General features: G+C 72.6%; 20 protein-coding genes and 1 pseudogene. 11 read left to right on the forward strand and 10 right to left on the reverse strand.

Annotation, left to right across the window (positions count from 1 at the left end; all coding sequences use genetic code 11):
* Nucleotides 1–4: 4 nt before the first annotated feature.
* Nucleotides 5–1,432, reverse strand: a complete 1,428-nt coding sequence (locus ABFY07_RS36375; protein ID WP_346178594.1) for an LCP family protein — start codon at nt 1,430–1,432, stop codon at nt 5–7.
* Between the two features lie 205 nt (nt 1,433–1,637).
* On the opposite strand from ABFY07_RS36375, the gene ABFY07_RS36380 reads away from it, so the two are divergent.
* On the forward strand, nt 1,638–2,666 hold the full coding sequence (locus ABFY07_RS36380) for a glycosyltransferase family 2 protein (protein ID WP_346178595.1): 1,029 nt from the start codon (nt 1,638–1,640) through the stop codon (nt 2,664–2,666).
* A 177-nt stretch (nt 2,667–2,843) separates the two neighbouring features.
* Here ABFY07_RS36380 and ABFY07_RS36385 read toward each other — a convergent pair whose 3' ends face one another.
* The 4 genes from ABFY07_RS36385 to ABFY07_RS36400 all read right to left on the reverse strand — a co-directional run bounded on the left by ABFY07_RS36385 (nt 2,844) and on the right by ABFY07_RS36400 (nt 8,731).
* Nucleotides 2,844–4,592, reverse strand: a complete 1,749-nt coding sequence (locus tag ABFY07_RS36385; RefSeq protein ID WP_346178596.1) for an LCP family protein — start codon at nt 4,590–4,592, stop codon at nt 2,844–2,846.
* Nucleotides 4,593–4,661: 69 nt separating this feature from the next.
* Nucleotides 4,662–6,362: an LCP family protein gene (locus tag ABFY07_RS36390; RefSeq protein WP_346178597.1), complete on the reverse strand. Its 1,701-nt coding sequence runs from the start codon at nt 6,360–6,362 to the stop codon at nt 4,662–4,664.
* A gap of 230 nt (nt 6,363–6,592) precedes the next feature.
* Nucleotides 6,593–7,717, reverse strand: a complete 1,125-nt coding sequence (locus tag ABFY07_RS36395; protein ID WP_346178598.1) for an LCP family protein — start codon at nt 7,715–7,717, stop codon at nt 6,593–6,595.
* A gap of 249 nt (nt 7,718–7,966) precedes the next feature.
* Nucleotides 7,967–8,731 (reverse strand): TIGR03089 family protein, encoded by a 765-nt coding sequence (locus ABFY07_RS36400; RefSeq protein WP_346178599.1) that lies wholly within the window; start codon nt 8,729–8,731, stop codon nt 7,967–7,969.
* Nucleotides 8,732–8,858: 127 nt separating this feature from the next.
* Here ABFY07_RS36400 and ABFY07_RS36405 point away from each other — a divergent pair, with 127 nt between their 5' ends.
* From ABFY07_RS36405 to ABFY07_RS36415, 3 genes are all read left to right on the forward strand, one after another.
* A complete protein-coding gene (locus ABFY07_RS36405; protein ID WP_346178600.1) occupies nt 8,859–10,445 on the forward strand; it encodes an N-acetylmuramoyl-L-alanine amidase in 1,587 nt (528 codons plus the stop codon).
* An 80-nt stretch (nt 10,446–10,525) separates the two neighbouring features.
* Entirely contained in the window at nt 10,526–11,626 is a 1,101-nt protein-coding gene (manB, locus tag ABFY07_RS36410; protein WP_076972175.1) for a mannose-1-phosphate guanylyltransferase, read from the forward strand.
* 135 nt (nt 11,627–11,761) lie between these two features.
* Entirely contained in the window at nt 11,762–12,667 is a 906-nt protein-coding gene (locus ABFY07_RS36415) for a DNA-3-methyladenine glycosylase family protein (protein WP_346178601.1), read from the forward strand.
* A gap of 10 nt (nt 12,668–12,677) precedes the next feature.
* Here ABFY07_RS36415 and ABFY07_RS36420 read toward each other — a convergent pair.
* Nucleotides 12,678–13,475 (reverse strand): annotated as a pseudogene (locus tag ABFY07_RS36420) (isocitrate lyase/PEP mutase family protein); the annotation flags it as partial.
* A gap of 117 nt (nt 13,476–13,592) precedes the next feature.
* Between ABFY07_RS36420 and ABFY07_RS36425 the strand changes: the two are divergent.
* On the forward strand, nt 13,593–14,240 hold the full coding sequence (locus tag ABFY07_RS36425) for a DUF7691 family protein (protein ID WP_346178602.1): 648 nt from the start codon (nt 13,593–13,595) through the stop codon (nt 14,238–14,240).
* Between the two features lie 71 nt (nt 14,241–14,311).
* On the forward strand, nt 14,312–15,364 hold the full coding sequence (locus ABFY07_RS36430) for a WD40 repeat domain-containing protein (RefSeq protein ID WP_346178603.1): 1,053 nt from the start codon (nt 14,312–14,314) through the stop codon (nt 15,362–15,364).
* Between the two features lie 54 nt (nt 15,365–15,418).
* Here ABFY07_RS36430 and ABFY07_RS36435 read toward each other — a convergent pair whose 3' ends face one another.
* Nucleotides 15,419–16,078 (reverse strand): MSMEG_1061 family FMN-dependent PPOX-type flavoprotein, encoded by a 660-nt coding sequence (locus ABFY07_RS36435; protein ID WP_346178604.1) that lies wholly within the window; start codon nt 16,076–16,078, stop codon nt 15,419–15,421.
* A gap of 325 nt (nt 16,079–16,403) precedes the next feature.
* Between ABFY07_RS36435 and ABFY07_RS36440 the strand changes: the two genes are divergently transcribed.
* The 5 genes from ABFY07_RS36440 to ABFY07_RS36460 all read left to right on the forward strand — a co-directional run bounded on the left by ABFY07_RS36440 (nt 16,404) and on the right by ABFY07_RS36460 (nt 19,825).
* Nucleotides 16,404–16,553, forward strand: coding sequence for a keywimysin-related RiPP (locus ABFY07_RS36440; RefSeq protein WP_141712969.1), 150 nt, complete (start codon nt 16,404–16,406; stop codon nt 16,551–16,553).
* 39 nt (nt 16,554–16,592) lie between these two features.
* Entirely contained in the window at nt 16,593–18,413 is a 1,821-nt protein-coding gene (locus ABFY07_RS36445; RefSeq protein ID WP_346178605.1) for an asparagine synthase-related protein, read from the forward strand.
* A gap of 32 nt (nt 18,414–18,445) precedes the next feature.
* On the forward strand, nt 18,446–18,706 hold the full coding sequence (locus ABFY07_RS36450; protein ID WP_346178606.1) for a lasso peptide biosynthesis PqqD family chaperone: 261 nt from the start codon (nt 18,446–18,448) through the stop codon (nt 18,704–18,706).
* Nucleotides 18,703–19,131 carry a lasso peptide biosynthesis B2 protein gene (locus ABFY07_RS36455; protein ID WP_065960270.1) on the forward strand — a complete coding sequence of 143 codons (429 nt, stop codon included), beginning with the start codon at nt 18,703–18,705 and terminating at the stop codon, nt 19,129–19,131. Before ABFY07_RS36450 ends, ABFY07_RS36455 begins: the two co-directional genes overlap by 4 nt.
* 103 nt (nt 19,132–19,234) lie before the next feature.
* The gene (locus ABFY07_RS36460) at nt 19,235–19,825 is read left to right on the forward strand and encodes a cysteine hydrolase family protein (protein WP_346178607.1); all 591 of its coding nucleotides are present in this window, start codon (nt 19,235–19,237) and stop codon (nt 19,823–19,825) included.
* Here the strand turns inward: ABFY07_RS36460 and ABFY07_RS36465 are convergent.
* The 3 genes from ABFY07_RS36465 to ABFY07_RS36475 are packed head-to-tail and all read right to left on the reverse strand — an operon-like array spanning nt 19,822 to nt 22,802.
* Nucleotides 19,822–21,291 carry a coenzyme F420-0:L-glutamate ligase gene (locus tag ABFY07_RS36465; protein WP_346178608.1) on the reverse strand — a complete coding sequence of 490 codons (1,470 nt, stop codon included), beginning with the start codon at nt 21,289–21,291 and terminating at the stop codon, nt 19,822–19,824. The two genes, ABFY07_RS36460 and ABFY07_RS36465, sit on opposite strands and share 4 nt — an antisense overlap.
* A complete protein-coding gene (cofD, locus tag ABFY07_RS36470; RefSeq protein WP_346178609.1) occupies nt 21,288–22,280 on the reverse strand; it encodes a 2-phospho-L-lactate transferase in 993 nt (330 codons plus the stop codon). Before cofD ends, ABFY07_RS36465 begins: the two co-directional genes overlap by 4 nt.
* 12 nt (nt 22,281–22,292) lie before the next feature.
* On the reverse strand, nt 22,293–22,802 hold the full coding sequence (locus tag ABFY07_RS36475; RefSeq protein WP_065960263.1) for a cysteine dioxygenase: 510 nt from the start codon (nt 22,800–22,802) through the stop codon (nt 22,293–22,295).
* Nucleotides 22,803–23,278: the final 476 nt, after the last annotated feature.

Genomic DNA, 23,278 nt, shown 5'->3' on the forward strand with positions numbered 1-23,278 from the left:
ACCCCTAGGAGCAGGCGACCTCGGCCCCGGTGACGGCCCGGCCGGCCGCCCTGTCCGCGGTGGGGTCCTCGGCGCGCACCGGGCGCACCGCCCGGAAGTCCGAGCCCAGCGTCACCCGCATCACCGACCCCAGCCGCGCCACCGGCTTCAGCCGGGCGCCGGGCAGCGCGGCCGCCAGCGAGCGCACCGAGCGGTTCCAGATCGGGTCGTACTCGATCAGCGTGTGCCGCGCCCCCTGGACCCCGGCGTCCGCCGGGGCCCCGGTGGTGGCGAAGCCGGTGGCGTGCAGCGCGCGGTAGGTGCGCCGGGCCAGGCCCGCGGTGTGGGTGCCGTTGAGCACCCGGACCCGGACCTGGGCGGGGGGCACGTCGACGGGGACGGCCCGCGGCCGCCCAGGGCGGCGGACGGCCAGCGGACGGTCCTCGCGGAGGGCCTTGAACAGGCGCGCGGCCCGCACCCGGTCCCAGCGGAGCGTCGAGCCGAGGCCCTTGACCGGGGTGCCGGGCAGCACCACCGGGACGGAGACGAACTCGGAGGACTCGACGCCGAAGCCCCGCATGGCCTGGCCGAGCGCGACCATGTCGGCCGCTCCGAAGCCCCGGTCGGCGCGCACCGACCCGAGCAGGGCGGCCGCGACCCGGCCGAACTTCACCGGGTTGAGCAGCGTGCCACTGGCGGTGACCTGGTGGATCACGGAGGCGAGGAAGCGCTGCTGGCGCCGGATCCGGCCCAGGTCCGCGGCGCCGTCCAGGTGCCGGGAGCGCACGTACTGCAGCGCCTGGCCGCCGTCCAGGGCGTGGGTGCCGGCGGACAGGTCGAGGCCGGTGTAGCGGTCCTTGAGCGGGCGTGTCGTGCACACCGTGACCCCGCCCACCGCGTCCACGGTCTTCATGAAGCTGGTGAAGTCCACTTCGAGGTAGTGGTCGATGTGCACGCCCGTCATGTGCTCGACGGTGCGTACGGTCAGGCTGGGGCCGCCCTCGGCGTAGGCGGCGTTGAGCTTCTGGTGGTGCGCGGCCCGCACCCGCCCGGACGGGGTGGTGTACGCGGGGATCCGGGCGTACGAGTCGCGGGGGAGGCTGACCACGCTGGCGCGGTCCCGGTCGGCCGACAGGTGCACCAGCATCATGGTGTCGCTGCAGTGGCAGGGGGCGCCGCCCAGCCGGTACCGCCGCTTCTGCGCCGGGGTGATCTTGTCCCGGCCGTCCGTGCCGACCACCAGGAAGTTGACGCCCCGGTCGCTGGCCACGGGCCGCTCGTCGAGCCCGCCGAAGGCGTCGACCCGGTGGATCCCGGACTCCAGCTCGGTGACCAGCAGGTGCCCGACGCCGGCGGCGAGCAGCACCAGGGCGGCGCCGCCCGTGGCGAGCCGCAGCCCCCAGCGGGGCCGGGAGGGCTGCCGGGGGGTCGGCGGACGGGCCGGTGCGCTCACTGGGGGCCTCCGTGACGGCGAGGGGGTGACGGGGCACACACCGTAGGGCCATACGATGAGCACAGCGGCGGCCCCACGCCGCCCGCCCCGCCCGCTGCCACCCGGGCGGCGCGCTCCGGCGTCCTCCATTCGCGGTAACGTGAGCCCCGAAAATCGACAACCGCAGTCTTGAGGGGGATCACCGTCCCCCGAGCTCCGAGGTGCCATGCCCCCGCATCAGCTCCCGGCCGTCTCCGTGATCATGCCGGTGCTCAATGAGGAACGCCATCTGCGCAACTCCGTCCGGCACATCCTCGAGCAGGAGTACGCCGGGGAGATGGAGGTGGTGATCGCGCTCGGCCCGTCCACGGACCGGACCGACGAGATCGCCGCCGAGCTGGTCCGGGAGGACCCGCGGGTGCACACCGTCGCCAATCCCACGGGCCGTACCCCCGCCGGGCTGAACGCCGCGATCAAGGCGTCCCGCCACCCGGTGGTGGTCCGGGTCGACGGCCACGGCATGCTGTCGCCGAACTACATCGCGACCGCCGTGCGGCTGCTGGAGGAGACCGGCGCGCAGAACGTCGGCGGCATCATGCACGCCGAGGGCGAGAACGACTGGGAGCACGCCGTCGCCGCCGCCATGACCTCCAAGATCGGCGTGGGCAACGCGGCCTTCCACACGGGCGGCGAGGCGGCCCCGGCCGAGACCGTCTACCTGGGGGTCTTCCGCCGCGAGGTGCTGGAGCGGCAGGGCGGCTACAACGAGGAGTTCATCCGGGCCCAGGACTGGGAGCTGAACTTCCGGATCCGTGAGGCGGGCGGGCTGATCTGGTTCTCGCCCGAGCTGAAGGTCTCCTACCGGCCGCGTCCGAACGTACGGGCGCTGGCCAAGCAGTACAAGGACTACGGCCGCTGGCGGCATGTGGTGGCCCGCTACCACCAGGGCTCGATCAACCTGCGCTATCTGGCGCCGCCGACCGCAGTGGTCGCCATCGCGGCGGGTGTCGTGGTGGGCGCCGCGCTGACCCCGTGGGGGCTGCTGGTGCCGGGCGGCTACCTGGCGGCCATCGCGGCGGGTTCCGTCCCGGCGGGCAAGGGGCTCCCGCTCAAGGCCCGGCTGCGGATCCCGGTCGCGCTGGCCACCATGCACATGTCGTGGGGCTGGGGCTTCCTCACCAGCCCGCGCTCGCTGGCCAGGAAGGTCATCGCCAGCCGCCGCCCGGCGGTCACGGCGACCTCCACCCACGGGTAGCCGGTACGCGGCGGAGGGTACGCGGCGGCCAGTACGCGGCAGAGCGTACGCGGTAGCCGGTACGCGGCGGCCCGTACGCGGTAGGCCGTACGTGGCGCACGGTACGCGGAAGGGGCCGGACCCTGGTGGGTCCGGCCCCTTCCGGCTGTCCGCGGCGTCAGGCGCGGCGCAGGGCGCTCAGAACGTGTAGCCCGGGTTGACGTGCATGCACTTCTTCTCGTCGCCGTTGAGCGTGTCGTCGATCTTCGGTGCCTTGTCCTCGTCGTCGGCCGCGGACTTCGGGTAGGTCGTGCCCTCCCGCCAGTCGTTGCCGACGACCAGGGTCACCTCGGTGACCGACTGGGACTCCTTGACCGCGCTCTTCGACATCCCCAGCGCCTTGGCCAGGGCCAGCGCGTCGCCGTGCCTGGCCTTGTCCGGGTAGCTGATGGTGGTGTCGGCCTGCGAGGTCAGGACGGTGTTGGCGGTGGCCTTGGTGTAGCCCAGCCGGGCCACCTCGGCGGTGATGTCCCTGGCCCGGCCGGAGGCCGCGCCCAGGACGGTGGAGCCGGTGCCGTTCTGCACGACCACCGGCAGCTCGCCCTTGTCCATGCTGGGAGCCGGGACCTTGGCGGCCTTCTTCTTCTTGTCCTTGCCGTCCAGCGCGATGTCGTTGCGGATGAGCGAGAAGGTCTTCTCGGCGTCGCCGGGCTTGGGCACCACGTACTCGCCCTCGTTGCGGTACTCCCAGGGCATGGTGACCATTGTGGTCCGCTTGGTCGGCACCCGCTTGAGGTCGTTGCCCAGGTCGTAGAGCTTCTTGACGGTGCCGAGGCCGTGGTCGACGGTCAGGGCGTTGATCGCGGCCTCGGCCAGGTCTATCAGCTTGCCCGGGTCGGAGAGCTTGGTGCCGGCCTTCAGCTGCCGGACCATGGAACTCATGTACTGGTGCTGCGCCTTGGCCCGGCCGATGTCGGTGTTGTCCTCGAAGCCGTAGCGGGTCCGCAGCCACTGGAGGGCCTGCACGCCCTTGACCGGGTGGGTGCCCTTGGTCAGCCGCAGACCGGAGCCGTGGCCCTTGCTGTCGTGGGAGTAGATGTTGGCGTCCACGCACACCGGGACGCCGCCGACGGCGTCCGCCATGTCCACCACGCCCGAGAAGTCGACCATCATGAAGTGGTCGATGTAGATGCCGGTCAGCTCCTTCCAGGTGGCCACCGTGCAGCCGGGGCCGCCGTGCTGGAGCGACTCGTTGATGGGCGCGAACGTCTGCTTCGGATAGACGCGGTCGTCCTTGGGGTCGGTGCACTTGGGGATGGTGACCCGGGTGTCGCGCGGAATGCTGATGACCGTCATGTTGCTGCGGTCGGCCGAGACGTGCACCAGCATCTGCACATCGGCGAGCGGCTTGCGGGTGGCGTCTTTCTTGGAGCCACCGAGCTTGAGGTTCTCCTTCTTGCTGCGGTCGTCCTCACCGATCAGCAGGATGTTGAGGGGGGTCTGCCCCGCGGCGTTCGGCTCCGGCTTGGTGAGCTTGCTGTCGCCGAGGTCCAGCTCCGCCTTCTTGATGTTGCCGTTCAGGTGCTGGTAGTAGAGGTAGCCCGCGCCGGCCGCGCCGACTATCAGCACGGCCAGGGTCAGCGCGGTCCAGCGAAGTATTCGCACGCCTCTGCTCCTCTTGCGGCGCGGGCCCTTCTTGCCCTTGCGGCGGCGTCCGCCGCCCTGGGCGTCGGCGCGTGCGGCGCGCCGTGACTCGGCGCGGCTGCCTCCCTGGGATCCGGTGTCAGCAGCCGCGGCGTCCTGGGAGCCGGCGCCTTCGCCGGCCGTGGGCCCGGCGTCACGCGACGCTCCGCCGTCTTCTCCGCGCGCGCTGCCGTCCCTGCCCCCGTCGCGGGGCCCGGGCCCCCGCCGACGGGCGCCCTCCCCCCGCACACTGCTCTGCCGCACCGGGCCTCCCCTGTTCCTCAATGGTGGTTCCGGCCCGATGGGTGAGCATGCTCCGATGGCCGGTAGTGATCATTTGGCGCAGACGCTCTTGTCGTCCGCCTCGACCCTCTGGATGTCCTTCGGCGCCTTCGAGGGAGCGACGATCGGGGTGCCGGCGCCCTTGAAGTCCGCCCCGAGGGTGAGGGTCATCTCCGCCATGGGGGCGGCGTCCTCGGTGCCCTCCTTCAGCGCGGTGGCGGGCAGCCCCATGCTGTCGGCCAGGCGACGCGCCTGGTCGGCCTGGTTGGGCGCGTACTCCAGCGTCGTCTTCTTCAGATCCGCCGAAGCGTTTCCGCCGTTGCTGGACCGGAGCATACCTTCGCTGTTCTGCATCCAGTCGACGGTCTCCTGAGCCGCGCCCATCCGCCCGCTGCCGTTGAGGACCTTCACCCGGACGTTCGCCGGGTCGGCCTTGGGGCCCTTGAGCTTGGCGGCCTGCTTCGCCTTGTCGGCCTTCTCCTTCTTCTTCACCTCGGTCAGCGACACGTCCTGCCTGACCATCGCGAACAGCGGCTCGGCCTTGGCCTCGTCGAGCTTCACCGTCGCGCCGTCGGTGTTGTCCACCACCGGGACGGTGACGAAGGTGACGTTCTTCAGGTCGACCTTGCTGAGGTTCAGCGCCAGGTCCTTGAGCTTGTTGACGGTGCCGATGCCGGTGTCCACCGTGAGCGCCTTGGTGGCGGAGTTGGCCAGGTCCCACATCTTCGAGGGGCTGGTGAGCGTGCCGCTCGACTTCATCTTGCGCATCATCGAGCTGAGGAACTGCTGCTGGAGCTTGATCCGGTCCAGGTCGCTCTCGAAGCCGACGCTGTGCCGGGTCCGGACGAACGCCAGGGCGTCCTCGCCCTCGATGGTGTGCCGGCCCTTGCTCAGCTTCAGGTGGGACTTCGGGTCGTCGATGTCCTTGCCCAGACAGACCTCGACCCCGCCGACCGCGCTGGAGAGCGTCTTGACGGCGTTGAAGTCCACCATCATGAAGTGGTTGATGTTCAGCCCGGTGAGCTTCTCGACGGTCGCCCAGGTGCAGCTGGGGTCGCGCCCCTCCTGGCCGAGGCTGGTGTTGAAGCGCACCCCCTCCTCGCCCCGGATGAACTTCTTGGTGCCGTCTGCCCTGGTGGTGCAGTTCGGGATGTCGGTGATCATGTCGCGCGGGATGCTCAGCGCGGTGGCGTTGGTCCGGTCGGCGGAGACGTGGAAGAGGATCGTGGTGTCCGCGTGGCCGACGCTCCCGGCGTCGCCGTATCCCTCGTTGCCCTTGCCGTCGCGCTTGTCGGTGCCGATGACCAGGATGTTCATCGGGCCGTCGCTGACCGCGGCGTTGTTCTCGCCGACGTCGATCTTTTTGATGTTGTTGTTGAGGTGCTGGTAGACCAGATACGCCGCGACGGACCCGCCGACCAGCAGGAAGGCGAGGGTGCCGCTGCCCCAGTACAGCGCCTTCTTGGCCTTGGACTTCTTCGGCTTCGGCTTGCGGCGGCTGGTGGGGCCCGCCGGCTTCCCCGGCTTGCCGGCCGCCCTGCGCCGCCCGCGCGGCGGCGTCGGCTCGGGCTCGGGGTCCGGGGCGCGGCGGCGGCTCCTGGGTCTGCTGGGGGCCGGCCGGTCCTCGGGGGTGATGTCCGCCGAATCCCCGGCAGGATTCAGCCGCAGCTCATAGCTGCCGGTGTTCGGGTCGAACACCCACTGATCGGCGGGATCGAAGTCGTCCGCCTGCCCATGGCCTTGCGCGTCCACGGTCCCCTGTGTCCTCCGTTGGTGCCACGCGGCGCCTCCCCCTCAAGGCGCTCGGTCGATCGTCAAAAAATAGTGCGCGGCCACCTGGTAAGCGCACCGGATCGCTCACACTATCCGCCCAGTTCAGCGTCAAGCGACGCCGGTGACAAATTCCACTTCCCTACAACTGGGCAATCTGCCCAATCCTTTCGAGTTTTCCTGCGAGCTGTTGAGCGTACCTTTTGGTGCTTTCATTCGCACATGTCATGGGCTGCGGTGGTTCCCTTGTACGGCGTGGAGGTCCCGCCCTTCGGGTCGTCGCCGGACGCGTGGGCGACCGCCCTGGCCACCGGCACCGGATGGTCGAGCCGCAGTTGCCGGAACAGCCGGTCGGCGTCGGGTTGGACCAGCTCATCGCGGTTCCGGTTGTAGGTGTAGGGCTGCCGCGGAATCGTCAGGAACCGGATCTTGTCGCGGGGGATGTGCCGCATGCCGCTCGCCAGGTCGTAGAGGTCCTTGAGGGAGTTCAGGCCCGGATCCGTGGTCAGGGACGAGGTCGCCGCGTCGAGCACCGGGTACAGCCGGGTGGGATTGAGCAGGACACCATTGCTCTGCAACTTCTTCACAAGCGCGCCGAGGAACTCCTGCTGCCGCCCGATGCGCTCGGTGTCGCTGCCGTCCCCGATGCTGTAGCGGGCCCGGACGAAGCCGAGGGCCTGCTCGCCGTGGAGCACCTGACGGCCCGCCGGCAGCTCCAGATGGGCCTCGCCGTCGTCGATGGGTTCCTTCAGGCAGACCTCGACTCCGCCGACCGCGTTCACCATCTTCTTGAAGCCGCTGAAATCCACGATCATGTGGTGGTCGACGCGGATGCCGGTGAGCTTTTCGACGGTGCGGATGGTGCAGGCCGGCCCCCCGAATTCGAACGCCCAGTTGAATTGGGCGAACCTGGCCGTGCCGCGCTTCCCGTCCGCCCCGGTGCAGGCGGGGATGTCCACCATCAGGTCGCGCGGGATGGAGACCGCGGTCGCGCTCTTCCCGCCCGCCTGCAGATGGAGCAGGATCGTGGTGTCCGAGCGCTGGGTGCCGGTGTCCCGGCCGTACTTGCCGTTGCCCTTGCCGCCGCGGTTGTCCGAGCCGATGAGCAGGATGTTCTGGGCGTCCCTGACCACCGGCACCGGCCGCTCGGCCTCGTACTTCCGCAGCTCGTTCTCGGTGCGGGTGTCGGTCCTGATGTTGCCGTCGAGGCGCTCGTAGAGCCACCACCCCACCCCGGCCCCCGACAGCACCAGGAAGGCCACCACGAGCGCGAGCACACGCGGCCAGCGGCGGCGTGGTCTTCGTTCCGGTGTCTCGCCCGCGCTGTCTGTGGTCACGTCTGCGTCCTCCCACCCGTCCGCCTCCTCGGCCCGGAGGAGCGGCGCCGACCCGTGCCGGGGTCGTGATTACTGGAGCAGACATGCGAACCCCGCACATGGTTGTACGTCGCGTCGATCATCGCGCGGGGCGGGCGGCGGGGCCCGTGGGCTCGGCCCACGGGTCCGCCGGACGGGTCAGAGCGGTGCGGCTGTGCGGGGCGGACGGGCGAGGGGCGGCGCCGGGGAGCCCCGGCCGGAGAGCCTGGCTCAGAGCCCTGGCTCAAGAGCGGTCGCGGTGACGCGCTCGTCGGCCCGGCGCGCCGCGAGGCGGTCCTCGTCCAGCCGGTCCGGATGGCGGCACAGCACCACCGAGCCGCCCACGGCCAGCGGCGCGTACAGCCCGAACGACAGCCCCTCCCAGGTGTCGTACGGCAGCCCGGACAGCACCCGGGAGCCGGGGTTGAGCCCCCGCCCGGCCGCGTCGGCACGTGCCCGCTCCACCAGCTCGGCGGCCGTGAGCCCGAGGCCGCCCACGGTGAGCGCGGGGGCGTGCGGGTCCACCGGCGCGTACGGCGCGAAGCGGTCGCCCTGGCCGGGCACCTCCACGGCGTAGTCGGTGAACCCCTCGGGCGGCTGCGGGAACCGGCCGCCCAGCGGGCGCAGCGCCAGCGCCACCCGCTCCCCGGTGCAGGCGCGCGCCCGGTCCAGCGTGTCCGGGCCGCTGACCACCAGGTCGGCGGCGGCCGGGTCGCCGCCCACCTCGGCCTCCACGCCCACGGAGGAGCAGGCCAGCAGCCACACCGCGGTCTGCCAGTGGGTGGGCAGCAGCAGCGCCAGCCGGTCGCCGGTCGCCGCGGCCAGGTCGCCCTGGAGCAGGTTGGCGGTCTTCGCCACCCAATTGGCGAAGGTGGCGACGGACAGTTCGACGCGTTCGCCGGTCGCGTCGTCGTAGAAGGTCACAAGCGGACGCGCCGGATCCGCGGCGAGGGCGGATCGCAGCAGGTCGGCGGGGGTGTGATCGGTAGCGTTCATCGGCGCCAGGGTACGCGGCGGCCGGGCGCGCCGGACCCGGTGCGCGGGGGCGCGGGGGCGGATCGCGGGACCGTCCCCGCTCTTCTCGGATGGACATATTTATTGCGGTATGTCCAGGATTTTCTTCATGCGTGCATTTCTGGCATCCTCGATCGGCGTCGCGTGCACCGCCGCCCTCGCTCTCCCCCTCTCCCTCCACTCGGCCCCGGACCGCGCGGTCCGCGCCGACTCCGCCGGCGGCACCCAGTCGCTGCCACTGCTCCCACTCGGCGCCGACGGCCCGGGCGGGGGCGGGGCGGCGCTCGGCGGCGCGGTGCTCGGTGGCGCGGAGCGGGCGTCCGGCGCCACGCAGGGGGTCGCGCCGCGGAAGGTGCGCCCCTTCTCCCTCGTGGGTGTGGTCTGGGACGACCCCGCAGCGCGGCTGCGCGGGCAGGTGCAGGTGCGCACCCGTGAGGCGGCCACCGGCGCCTGGTCGCCCTGGCGCGATCTGGAGGCGCTCGACGAGGCCGACGCCCCCGACCCCGACTCGCCCGAAAGCCGCGGCGGCCGCCTGCGCGGCGGAACCACGCCCCTGTGGGTCGGCGACTCCGACGGCGTCCAGACCCGGGTCAGCCCCCGGGACGACTCCGGGCTGCTCTCCGGCCGGCCGGCGAGCCTGCCGTCCGGGCTCCGGCTGGAGCTTGTCGACCCCGGCCACGAGCCCGGCTCGGACCTCGCGGGGGAGGAAGACGCCCCGACCGGTGGCGCCGCCACGCGGCCCCCCTCCGCGCGGCCTTCCGGGGACGACCCGGCCACGGAGATCCCCGCCGAGCGGGACCCCTCCGCCGAGATCCCCGCCGAGCGGGACCCCGGGACGCGGGACCCCGGGACGCCGGATCCCGGGACGCGAGACCCGTCCGAGGGCCCCTCCGGGCAGGATCCCTCCTCCCAGGACCCCTCCCAGGCCCCGTCCGCCGAGCTGCCCCCCGAGGCCCCGCAGCCCGACCCCGAGGACCCCTCGGCGCCCCCGGAGCCCGAGCCCTCCGGGCTCAGCCCGGAGCCGCCCACCCCGCCCTCGCTGGAACTCCCCGAGGAGCCCCCGGACACGAACGCGGGCGCGGGCCACCCGTACACCGCCCCCCGCCCCCGTATCGTCACCCGCGCCGGCTGGGGCGCCGACGAGAAGCTGCGCGAGAGCGGTCACCTCTACACCAAGACCGTCAAGGTGGCCTTCGTCCACCACAGCGTGACGGGAAACGCGTACACCTGCTCGCAGGCCCCCTCCGTGATGCGCGCCATCTACCGCTACCACGTCCAGAGCATGGGGTGGCGGGACTTCGGCTACAACTTCGCCGTCGACAAGTGCGGAAACATCTACGAGGGCCGGTCGGGCGGCGTGACCAAGGCCGTTCAGGGCGCCCACACGCTCGGCTTCAACAAGAACAGCATGGGCATCGCCGTGCTCGGCACATACAGCTCGAAGAAGCCGTCCAGCAAGGCGGTCAAGGCCGTGGCGAAGCTCACCGCCTGGAAGCTCGGCCTGTTCGGGAGGAACCCGGGCGGCACCACCCATCTGACGTCCGCGGGCGGCAACAAGTACAAGAAGGGCACCAAGGCCAAGCTTCGTGTCATCTCCGGACACCGCGACGGGTACAACACGGAGTGTCCCGGCGGCGCCCTCTACCGCAAGCTCGGCACCGTGCGCGACATGGCCGCCCGGCTGCAGGGCCGCTGACCAGGGGCGGGCCGGACAGTGATGGTCTGCATACACTGGCCGCCGACCCGGCGAGCCCCAGCAGGAAGCAGAGACGATACGTGACCAGAGCGCCAGCGACGCCAGAAGCGATCCTCCTGGTCGGCGGCAAGGGCACCCGGCTGCGGCCGATGACGGTGAACACCCCCAAGCCGATGGTCCCGGCGGCCGGCGTCCCGTTCCTCACCCACCAGCTGGCGCGCGCCCGCGCGGCGGGGGTGGAGCACATCGTGCTCGCCACGTCGTACCTGGCCGAGGTGTTCGAGCCGTACTTCGGTGACGGGTCGTCACTGGGCCTGCACCTGGAATACGTCACGGAGCGGGAGCCGCTGGGCACCGGCGGCGCCATCCGCAACGTCGCCTCACGGCTGCACTCGGGCCCCGACGACCCCGTGCTGATCTTCAACGGCGACATCCTCACCGGGCTCGACATACCCGCGCTGGTCGACACCCACCGCACCACCGGCGCCGATGTCTCCCTGCACCTCACCCGCGTCACCGACCCCCGCGCGTACGGGCTGGTACCCACCGATGCCACCGGGCGCGTCACCGCCTTTCTCGAGAAGCCGCAGACCGCCGCGCAGATCGTCACCGACCAGATCAACGCCGGCGCCTACGTCTTCAACCGCTCGGTCATCGACGCCATCCCGGCCGGCCGACCCGTCTCCGTCGAGCGCGAGACGTTCCCCGGGCTGCTGGCCGCCGGGGCCCACCTCCAGGGCATGGTCGACTCCACGTACTGGCTCGACCTCGGCACCCCGCAGGCCTTCGTGCGCGGCTCCGCCGACCTCGTGCTGGGCCGCGCCCCCTCCCCGGCGGTGCCCGGCCGCTGCGGCGACCGTCTGATCCTGGACAGCGCGGACGTGGCGCGCGACGCCAAGCTCACGGGCGGCACGGTCATCGGCCCCCGGGCCAGGGTGGGCGCGGGCGCCCGCATCGACGGCTCCACGGTGCTGGCGGGCGCGGTGGTCGAGGAGGGCGCGCAGGTCCGCGACTCCCTCATCGGCGCCCGGGCCCGGATCGGCGCCCGTACGGTGCTGGAGGGCGCGGTGGTCGGGGACGGCGCGCTGGTGGGGGCGGACAACGAGCTGCGGGACGGGGTGCGGGTGTGGTGCGGGGCGGACATCCCGGCGGGGGCGGTGCGGTTCTCCTCGGACCAGTGACCGGACCAGTGCCCGGACCAGTGCCCGGTCCGGTGACCGGCCTTCTGGATCGGTGACCGGACCGGTCGCGGCACCGGGCCCGGACCGCTGAGGGCGCCCTTCGGGGCGGGGCGCGGCGGGTCGTAGGGTGGCCGTGTGCCCGCCCACCGCCGCTGGACCCCCTCCGGTCCGTACGACCTCGCGCGCAGCCTGAGCGTGCTGCGGCGGGGACCGGGGGACCCGTCCTTCCAGGTGACGGCCGACGGCGCCATCTGGCGGGCCAGCCGGACCCCGCAGGGCGCGGGGACGATACGTCTCGCGGGCAGGGGCGAGGCGGTCGAGGCGCAGGCGTGGGGGCCGGGCGCGGACTGGCTGCTGGAGCACCTGCCCGCCCTGCTCGGCGCCGAGGACGACCCCTCCGCCTTCACCCCCCGCCACCGCCTGGTGCACCAGGCGCACCGCCGCCACCCGGGACTCAGGCTGATCCGCACCGGACTCGTCCTGGAGTCACTGATCCCCTCGATCCTGGAGCAGAAGGTCACCAGCGACGAGGCGTACCGGGCCTGGCGGCTGCTGCTGTGGCGGCACGGCGAGCCCGCCCCCGGCCCCGCCGAGCGGATGCGGGTCATGCCCGACCCGCGTGCCTGGGCGCTGATCCCGTCCTGGGAGTGGCACCGCGCCGGGGTCGACGCCAAGCGCTCGTCGACCATCCTGCGGGCCGTACGGGCCGCCCGGCGCCTGGAGGAGGCCGCGGCCATGGACCTGCCCGCCGCCTCGGCCCGGCTGCAGGCCATCCCCGGCATCGGCCCGTGGACGGCGGCCGAGACCCTGCAGCGCAGCAACGGCACCCCCGACGCGATCACGGTCGGCGATCTGCACCTGCCCCGGATCATCGGCTACGCGCTCACCGGCGAGCGCGGCACCGACGACGCGGCCATGCTGGAGCTCCTGGCCCCCTACGCCGGCCAGCGCCACCGCGCCGCCCGCCTGATCCTGCTCGCCGGCCGCGTCCCGCCCCGCCGCGCGCCGCGCTTCTCGGTCCGGGACTTCCGGGCGATCTGAGCCCCCGGCGTCACCTCGGTCGCCGCTCCGTCCCGTCGGACGCCCCCAGCGTCTGCACCTCGGCGTAGGACAGGGCCGCCAGGTCCGCCGACCGGCCGTCGCGGATGGCCGTGGCGCAGTTCACGGCCGCCGTCAGGGCCGCGCGGTAGAGCAGCGAGCCGAGGCTGACCCTGCGCACGCCCAGCGCGGCCAGCTCGGCGAGCGTGGGCCCGGCCGGCGTGTACAGGATGTTCAGCGGGACGGCGAGGGTGGCCGTCAGTGTGGCGATCCCCTCCGGATCCGACAGTCCCGGCACGAACACTCCGTCCGCGCCGGCCTGCTCGTAGACCGCGAGGCGCGATGCCGTCCCCTCCTCCTGGCGTCCGAGCCAGTGGGTGTCGGTGCGGGCGTTCACGAACAGCGCGGGCACTGCGGCCTTGACGGCGGCGATCTTCGCGGCGTGCAGTTCGACCGGGGCGAGGGTGCCGTCCGGGCGGCCGTCCTCCAGATTGATCCCGGCGGCGCCCGCGTCGTACAGCTCCCGGGCCAGCCCGGCGACTTCCGCCGGGTCGTCGCTGAAGCCCCCTTCGGCGTCGACGGTGAACAGGAAGGAGCCCCGCCCGAGCCGGCGCGCCAGGGTCAAGGTCGCGTCGGCCGTCGCGGCCGCCCCGTCCGGCAGGCCGGCGGCCGCCGCCACACCCAGGCTCGTGGTGCCGACCGCCGGGAAGCCCTGTGCCGCCAGGGCGGCGGCGGAGGCGTGGTCCCAGGCGTTGGGCAGCAGCAGCGGGGCGGTCCGGTGGTGCAGTTGGGCGAAGGCCGTCAGCGGGCGTGTGCGCGGGGTGCGCGTCGTGTGCGTCATGGCCCGACGCTAGGGCCGGAACGGTTCGGCGCCGCCCGAACCGTTCCCGGGAGACGGGGTGTCGGCAGGGCTTGCGAACATGGCCGCATGAGTCACGTGATCACCATGAAGACGGTCACCCTGAGCCGGGTCCTCGGCTATGTGCGGGGCGGCGAGCACACCGCCCAGCAGGAGGAGATCCTCGACACCATGCGCGAGTGGGCGCGGGGCCACCAGCGCCGCATCGACCACCAGGGCATCGACTGGGGCCTCACCGTCCCTGAGGCCCTGGAACACCTCATCATGGGCCGGGCGGACGCGGAGGGCGCGTCCGTCGGCTACGCGTACTACGCCGCGCTGATGGCCGTCCTCGAGTGCACCGGATCCGACCCCGTCGACATGGGCGTGTATTCCAAACCGTCCACCTTCTTCGGGCTCATGGACGAGGAACTCCGCTCTCTGGGAGTTCCCACCGACCTGCTGCCGACCAGTTACCTGTTCGCTGACTTCCCCGACCTGCTCCCGTACCCCGTCCCGAGCCCCACGGACGGCTACCCGGCCATCGGCTACCTCCCCCTCGCCAAGGCCAAGGCCGTCGCCGACGCCTACAAGGCCGTGCTCGACCGCATGGACCACCGCTTCTCCCACGACGCCGGACTCCTCGCCGACAAGCTCGACGTGGAGCACGAGGAGTGGCAGACCGCCCTGAAGTACGGCCACACCATGGACATGCTCGTCTTCTGCGTCCAGGGCTGACCTCATGCCCCGCACCGAGCTGGTCCGCGTGCCGGGGGCCGTGTCGGCGCCTGTGTGTAGATTCACCGGCCATGACCAGCCTGGACCCAACGACGAGGCCGCCGGCCGACGCCGCCGAGTCGGCGCGCGGCGCCGTCGTGCTCGATGTGGAGGTCCCCAACCAGTGCTCCGCCGACGCGTTCGACCTGTCTCCGGACGGCCGGACCCTCGTCGTCGGGACCATGCTGGGGGATGCCTACGGCGCCGAGCTCCACCTGATCGACGTCGGCACCGGACACCGCCGGCTGATCCACGCGGAGCCACCGGGCGAGACGCAGACATTCGTGCACGCCGTGCACTTCGACGCCGCCGGCGAGCACATCGTCTACGCGCTCAATGGGGAAACGCGCCTGTTCGATCCGGCAAACGGGCACACCCGAATACTCGCCGAATACCGGGAGTTCAAGGACGCCGCGCACAACCCTTTCCGCCTCCGTCCCGCCTGGGACGCGGCCCGACGGCGGCTGCTGCTCTTCGACGCCGGTGACCGGGTCCGCATACTCGACCAGGATGGGAACGACGTGTTCGCGACGTCCACGAAAAGGCCCTCGACGGGCTGCTGGGCGGGCGCGCTTTCCCCGTCCGGGAAGCTCCTGGGGCTGTGCTTCTCCAGGGGGTCCCGGTACAAGGAGGACGATCCCGAGGTCACCGAGGTCGAGATCTGGGACATCGACCGGGATACGGTCCTGCGCCGTATCCCGATGGACCACAAGCCCCATACGATCGGCTTCGACCCGGCCGACACACTGCTCGTCGCCACCACCGATTCCGCCGCGGGCCCGGGCGCTTTCTCCCTGGAGACCGGCGAACTCGTCTGGCACTTTCCGCACCCGTTCCTCAGCGACCGCTGGGCCACCTGCTACGGCTGGACGTATTCGCCCGACGGCTCCACCCTGGCCATCGGCCGCCGGGGCGACACCGACGTCGTCGACGCCGTCACCCGTCGCGGTGACCCCGCCTTCGCGCGCCGCCCGGGCGACCGGGGCGGGGGTACGGGGCGCACCCGTACGGTCAGGATCTCAGCGGACGGCACGCTCCTCGCCTCCGGCGGCGACACCGGCCGCATCATCGTGCGCACGCTGTGATTCGTGCCGCCGCTGTTCTCCTGTACCGGTAGCTCCTCCCCGTACCGGTAGTCCCTATTCGTACCGGTACTTGAGCGATTCCGCCTCCGCCTGCTCGATGTCGGCGATCGTCAGCTCCGGCATCCGCAGCTGGGCCAGGGTCACCTCGGCCGAGGTCGGCTGGGCGTCCGCGGGCAGCCACTCCTCCGGCTTCCAGGCCCCGCCGCGCAGGAGCGACTTGGGGCAGTGCGGGTAGACCTCCTCGATTCCCAGCACCAGCGCGCTGGCCGGCGGCTTGCCCACGGGGGTCAGCTGCGACAGCAGCTCGGGGCGGGTGGAGACGCAGGCCCGGCCGTTCACCCTGAGCGTCGTGGTGCGCCCGGGGATGACGAACAGCAGCCCGGCCCGGCCGGTGGCGACGACGTTCTGCAGGGTGTCCAGCCGCTTGTTGCCGGTCGCGTCCGGTATCGCCACCGTCCGGTCGTCCAGGACGGCGACGAACCCGGCGGGGCCGCCGCGCGGGGAGACGTCGCAGTTGCCCTCGGCGTCCACGCTGGCGACCAGGACCAGCGAGGAGCATCCGATCAACCGCTTGGTCTGTTCGGTGAGCTCGGTCATCTGCTTGCGTACGGCCGCGTCGCTGGGGAGCGCGTAGGCCCGGCGCAGCGTCTCCTGGTCGGGCACGGCGTCGTGGCGGAGCGAGTCGAAGGCACTGCCGGCGAGAGTTGACGTCATACCCCGACCCTAATGGGCCGACCGACCTGCCATTGATCTTGATCGGTGAATTCCGGTTCTCTGAGCGGCGGTGAAGTCAGGGGTGGCCGGGCCAAAAGTAAGAGGGAGCATTCCGGATTATTCATGGCAGGACGGTTGATCGTGGATCTTGAATTCGGGGTGAGCCGCGTGATTCCCTGTCGATCAGGCCCAGGGCGGCGAGGGAATGTCAAATCCCCTCGTATATCGGTCGGTTGGGAGTCATCCCGGCGTCCGTGAAACCTTCCGCACCGGAACGCGTTTCCGCCCTGAGCGGTCATACCAGTCAACGGGGAGGTGAACTGTGATGCAGGGCGACGAATTCCAGGAGACCAGCGAGCTCCAGACCTATGAAGCCCCCAAGATGGTCGAGTGCGGCTCCTTTCAGGAGGACACCGGCTACTTCGGTCTGACCGGCTACGAGAACATTATCCACTTCTACGACAGGCTCACCTGAGGCCGACGCTGATGCGGCACACCCCGTAAGGACATTGACATGGTCGATGCCGGTTGGCAGTACTTCGTCGCGCTGCCGGATGACGAGGGCGCGGCGGCCGCCATCGGCCGGCTCCCGACGGACGGCGTGCGCATCCTGCTGAGGCACCGGTCCGGCCGGCCCTGTGTGGCCGGCCGGCTGGCCGAAGGCCGGGCCCTGGTGGCCGAACGGGGCGACACCCGGCTCGCCGTGATCGGCCACTGCTCGGCGACCCCGGACGAACTCGCCGCCGCGGCCGCCCGCGTCGACGAGGTGACCGACCTCGACCGGCTGGGCCTGGCGTGGGCCGGCAGCTACCACCTCGTCGCCTCCGTGCGGGGCCGCCTGCGCGTGCAGGGCACCGCCTCCGGACTGCGCCGGATCTTCCACGCCCGGCTCGGCGCCCTCACCGTCGCCGCGGACCGCGCGGACGTCCTGGCGGCCGTCCTGGACGCCGCGCTCGACCCGGCCCTGCTCGCCCTGCGCACCCTGGACGCGCTGCCGCACCCCCTGGGCGACCTGCCGCCGTGGCGCGGGGTCTCCGCGGTGCCCCCGGGCTCGTACCTGACGCTGCCCGCCGACGGCCGGCGGCCGCGGGTCACCCGCTGGTGGCAGGCCCCCGAGCCGGTGCGCTCCCTGGCCGAGGGCGGCCGGCTGCTGCGCCGGGCGCTGGACGACGCCGTACGGGTGCGCGCCGACGGCACCGAGCCCGTCAGCGCGGACCTCTCCGGCGGCATGGACTCCACCAGCGTCGCCCTGCTGGCCGCCCGGTACCGGCCCTCGCTCACCACGTTCACCATGGAGAACGACGACCAGGCCGACGAGGACGTCGAGTGGGCCAGGCAGGCCGCCGCCGGCCTGCCGGACCTCAACCACATCGTCTACTCCAACCGCGAGCTGCCGCCGTTCTTCGGCGGCCTCATGGGCCTGGACGGCGTTCCCGACGAGCCGTCCATCGCCCTGCTGAGCGGGCCCCGGCTGCGCGCCATACGGCAGCGGGCCGTCGCGCACGGCTCGCGGCTGCACCTCGACGGGCTCGGTGGTGACCAACTGCTGCGCGGGCACCCGGCCTACCAGCACGACCTGTTGCGCCACCGGCCGCTGCTGGCCGCCCAGCGTCTGAGAGTGCTGACCCAACTGCGCCGCAGCAGCCTGGGCGTCGAGGCCCGGGGCCTGCTGGACGGCCGCTCCTACCGCCGCTGGTTCGCGGACCGGGCCCACGGCCGCGTCCGGCGCGCCCCGAACCCGCTGTCCGACTGGGGCCACTTCCCGCGCCTGCCCGGATGGCTCACCCCGGACGCCAGGGACCTGGTGGCCGGCACGCTGCGGGAGGCGGCCGCGGCGGTCGAGCCGCTCGCGCCGACGCGGGGGCGGCACAACGACCTGCTGGCCATCCACGACGCCGGGCGGCTCGTCCGCCAGTGCCACCAACTGACCGAGACCCAGGACTTCAGCCACACCTCGCCCTTCCTCGACGACCAGGTCATCGAGGCATGCCTGGCCGTCCGGCCCGAGGAGCGCGTCACCCCCTGGGAGTTCAAGCCCCTCATCAAGGCGGCCATGGCGGACGTCATGCCGCCAGGAGTGCTGACCCGGCGGGACAAGGGCGACGGCACCACGCTCGTCGCCGAGGGCTTCGAAGAGCACCGGCGGGACCTCGCGGAACTGTGGGACGGCTCCCACCTGGCCGCCCTGGGCCTGATCGAACCCGGACCGCTGCGCGAGCTGTTCGACCGGCCCTACACCGACAGCCTCCACCGAGGTGCGCCGCAGTCCGCGCTCAGCTGTGAACTGTGGGCCCGGGCCACGGCCCCCCGGCCGGCCGCCGCCACCCACCCCTGAGCCCGCCACCGGACCCGAGGCAGGAGACAACCATGACCTGGACACTGCACCCCGACGTCTCAACGGTGGACACCGACTACGGCACGGTCCTGCTGGACGGCAGGGACGGCCGCTACTGGCAGCTCAACCCGACCGCCTCCCTCGCCTTCCGCGCCCTGGTCGACGGCAGCACGGTGCAGGAGACCGCCGAGCGGCTGATGGCCGTCTACGACGTCGACGAGCCACGCGCCCGCGCCGACGTGGAGCGGCTGATGACCGACCTCCGGCAGGCGAAGGTGGTGCGGGAGGCGTGAGTTCGGTCGTACCCCACCGGACGGAGGTCCGGCTCTCCCCGGGCCGCCGGCTGCAGGTGCTGCTCGCCGTGGCCGTCGCCCGCCGCCTCGCCGCCAAGCCGCCCGCCCGCACCCGCGCCCTCCTCGCCCGCCTGCGCAAGGGCGCCCGCCCGGCCACCTACGCGGAGGCCCGCGCCGCCCGCGAGGCCGTGGTGGCCGTCAGCCTCCGCTGCGCCGGGGACGAGGGGTGCCTGCCCCGCTCCCTGGCGATCGTCCTGCTGTGCCGGGCGCGCGGCACCTGGCCCACCTGGACGGTGGGGGTACGGGCCCGCCTGCCCTTCGGCGCCCACGCGTGGGTGGAGGCCGAGGGCCGCATGGTCGAGGAGAAGGCCGACCCTTCCTACTTCCGCCCCCTGTTCTCGGTCCCGGCGGAGGGCGCCCCGTAGGAGTGCCCGAAGCGGGGGATTATCCTCTCCGGCCGTGCGCGTTCCAGGGGCATCAGACCTCGGCCCGTCTCACCGCAGAGCCGACTTCGCACCTGGAGATGACATGAGCAGCGCCCTTCTCGTGATGGACGTCCAACAGGCCGTCGTGGACATCGTCGACGAGGACGGCTCCGGATATCTGCCACGCCTGCGCAGGGCGATCGACGGGGCCCGGGCGGCGGACATCCCGGTGATCTACGTGGTCATCGCGCTACGCCCCGGCTTCCCGGAAGTCGGCACGCGCAACAGGGCCCTCACCGCCATCGCACAGGCCGGCCTCTACGTCGAGGGCGCACCGGGCACCGAGATCCATCCCGAGGTCGCGCCCCGCCCGGGCGACGTGGTGGTCACCAAGAGGCGGGCGAGCGCGTTCTCGGGCAGCGATCTCGATGTGGTCCTGCGGGCGCGCGGTATCGACAGCCTCGTGCTCACCGGCATCGCCACCAGCGCTGTGGTGCTGTCCACCCTGTGCCAGGCGAACGACCTGGACTTCGACCTCACCGTCCTCTCCGACGCCTGTCTGGACACCGATCCGGAGCTGCACCGGGCCCTCGTGGAGCGGCTGTTCCCGCAGTGGGGGGATGTCGTCACCGTCGACGACTGGCTCAAGACGATCGCCCCCCAAGGGGTGGGCAAGCGCCGGCGCGAGGGCTAGCGCACCACCAGGAACGCGTCCGCGTCCCTCGCCGGCCGGGGCGAGGGCGGGGCCGCCGGGCGGCCCACCGCGACCGCGCCCATCGGGTCCCACTCCTCGGGCAGCCCCAGCACCTCGCGTACGACGGGGCGGCAGAACATCGTCGAGGAGACCCACGCCGACCCCAGCCCCTCGCCCGCCAGCGCGACCAGCAGGTTCTGCACCCCAGCGCCCGCCGCGACCACGAACATCTCGCGCTCGGCCGCGCTCCGCCGGGGGTCCGGGTAGGTGTGCGCCCCGTTCGCGACCAGGCAGGGCACCACCAGATACGGCGCCTTGCGCAGCACGTCCCCGCGCCGGACCCGCTTGGCGATGCTCGCCTCGGAGAAGCCGTCGCCGCGCAGGTCGGCGATCCACGCCTCGCGCATCGCGTCGAGCAGCCGCAGCCGGGACTCGGCGGACTCCAGCAGCACGAACCGCCAGGGCGTGGTGTGGTGCGGGGCGGGGGCGGTGACCGCGGCGGCCACGGCCCGGCGCACCGCGTCGCCGTCCACGGGCTCGTCGGTGAACTCGCGCACCGTACGGCGCAGCGTGACGGCCTCCCGGACGGCCTCGGAGGTGCCGAGCCGGAACATGTCGTCGGCGGCCGGGCGGATCAGCGGCCGGGCGCCCAGGTCGGGGCCCTCGAAGCTCTCCAGGCCCTCGAAGCTCTCCATGCCTTTGAAGCTCTCGGGGCCTTTGAAGCTCCCGGCGTCGGCCTGGCCGTCCTGGCCCTCGGCGCTGCCTGTGCCGTCGGCGGTGTCGGCCTCCGCCGCGCCGGCCGCCCGGACGACCTGCGGCAGCCCGCGGACCACCGCCACCGGCAGCCCGCCCGCCTTGCCCTTGACCAGGTCGCCCGCAGCCGCCAGCTCGTCGGCCGTGGCGACGACGGTGGCGCTCAGCGGGTTGCCGTGGGCGTCGGTGCCGCCGCGCAGGTCCTCCAGGACCCGCACCCCCGCCGCGCCGATGGCGACGTCGGTGACCCCGCTGCGCCACGGCCGCCCGAAGGTGTCGGTGACCACCACCCCCAGCTCGACCCCGAGCGCGTCCCGCAGCCCGTCCCGGATCCGCCGCGCGGAGGCGTCGGGGTCCTCGGGGAGCAACAGGACGGTGCCGGCGGGGGTGTTGGAGGCGTCGACCCCGGCCGCGGCCATCACCAGGCCGTGCCGGGTCTCCACGATGCGGGTGCGCCCGCGCCGGGCGACGACCCGGACGGCCTCGGCGTCTATGGCGGCCTCGCGGTCCGCGGCCTTGACGATCCGCCCCTCCGCCTTGCTGACGATCTTGGAGGTGACGAGCAGGACATCGCCGTCCGCGAGCCCGGGCAGGCCCTCGGCGGTCGCGGCGGCGGCGATGAGCTTGGCGAGGTCGTCGCCGGGGCGCACCTCGGGGATGCCGGGGAGCGCCCAGGCCCGGTAGGCCGGGGCGCCGGTGACGGCCTCCGTCATGCCCGTACCTCCTCGGCCAGCGTCAGGGCCTCGGTGGCCATCCGGGCCGTGGCCGCGACGTCGGTCATCATCAGCGGGACGGCGCGGCAGCGGATCCCGGCGGCCTCGACCTCGCTCACGGCGGCGGCGTCCACCGTGTCCACGAGCCAGCCGTCGAGCAGCCCGGAGCCGTAGTGGCGGGCGACGGCCGCGGCGGTGGACTCCACGCCCACGGCGGCGAGCACCTTGTCGGCCATGCCGCGCACGGGCGCGTCGCCGACGATGGGGGACAGCCCGACCACGGGCACCCCGGCCTCGGCGATGGCCTCCCGGATGCCGGGCACGGCGAGGATGGTGCCGACGCTGACGACGGGGTTGGAGGGCGGGAAGAGGATCACGTCGGCCCCGGCGATGGCGTCCAGCACCCCGGGCGCGGGCTTGGCCTGCTCGGCGCCGACGGGGATGACGGCGTGGGCGGGCACGGAGGCGCGCAGCCGGACCCAGTACTCCTGGAAGTGCACGGCCTTGCGCGGGGCGCGCCCAACGGCCGCCCCCTCGGCGCCCCCCGCCTCGGGGTCGTCGATCAGCACATGCGTCTCGACCCGGTCGTCGGTCATCGGCAGCAGCCGCACGCCGGGCTGCCAGCGCGCGCACAGGGCTTCGGTGACGGCGCTCAGCGGATAGCCCGCGCCGATCATCTGGGTCCGGACGATGTGCGTGGCGAAGTCCCGGTCGCCGAGCCCGAACCACTCGGGCCCGACCCCGTACGCCGCCAGCTCCTCCTTGACGGCGAAGGTCTCGCAGGCCCGGCCCCAGCCCTGTTCCTCGTGGATGCCGCCCCCGAGGGTGTACATCACCGTGTCGAGGTCGGGGCAGACCTTGAGCCCGAAGAGGTGGATGTCGTCGCCGGTGTTCCCGATGACGGTGATGTCGGCGTCCGGCGCCGCCGACTTCAGACCGCGGAGGAAACGGGCGCCGCCGATACCGCCTGCCAGAACCACAATGCGCATGGGGACATAGTGTCAGCCGCCGATGACATCGAGGCGCTCCGCCTGCTCGCGCACCGCGTCCTGCGACGGGTGCATCGGCATGTCGGTCAGCCCGGGGAAGTAGATGTGCAGGCTGACGGCCGGTTCGAGCGAGTCGTTGACGACGTCGTGGACATAGCCGGGCGCGAAGACGCGCTGCGCGCCCGCCCTGAGGGTGTGCCGCCCGCCGTGCCCCACCCGCTCGGTCAGCTCGCCCTCCAGGACGGTCAGCACCCCCGAGGAGGCGCCATGGTCATGGGCCCCGCTGCCCTGGCCGGGGACCCAGCTGAGCAGCCACACCTCGTAGCCGGGCCCGGTGCGCAGCCGGTGGTACCAGCGGCTCGTGGCGTCGTACTGGATCAGGGGCGCCCAGCCGGCGCGGTCGGCCGCGAGGGAGCGGGCCAGCCCGGCGAAGGCGGAGACGGTGGTCGGGTGCGCGGGTGCGGGCGGCAGCAGATGCGGGATGGCGAGGGGGTCACCGGCGATCTGGACGTCGCTGTTCATATGGGGGGTTCCTCGGCGGAAGGTGCGTGGCGGGCGCGGGTACGGCCGCGGGAGCCGGCTGCGAGAAGAGGCAGACCGTCATGAGAGCGGCGGCTGTGCGAGATGGCTGGAGCTCAGGGGCGTCGACAGGCATCAACAGCTGGAACAGCGACAGCGAGCCTGCACGGCGCAGCGGAACCCGTGGTCACGGGTCGGCTGGGGCGCGGGGGTCACTGACATGCGGACAAGGAGACCGGGTCGTCGCCCCCCGTGTCAACTTGACCGTCCGGATGCTGGGCGAGGTGTCACCCCATCCGGTGGCCCGGGCGGCGGAAAGGTTTGCGCGGACCGGAATCGGGTCACAAGGAGCGGCACCCGGAGTCCCACCGGGGTGCAACGGGATCGGCGTGCATGGCGTCCTCCTCTGTGAGTAGGAGAAAGGGACAGGGGTGACGGTCGGGGAAGGTGTCGGCTTTAGGCTGATTTGAACACTTTCT

Source organism: Streptomyces sparsogenes subsp. cuspidosporus (assembly GCF_039532705.1).
In the GTDB taxonomy this organism is placed as follows: domain Bacteria; phylum Actinomycetota; class Actinomycetes; order Streptomycetales; family Streptomycetaceae; genus Streptomyces; species Streptomyces sparsogenes.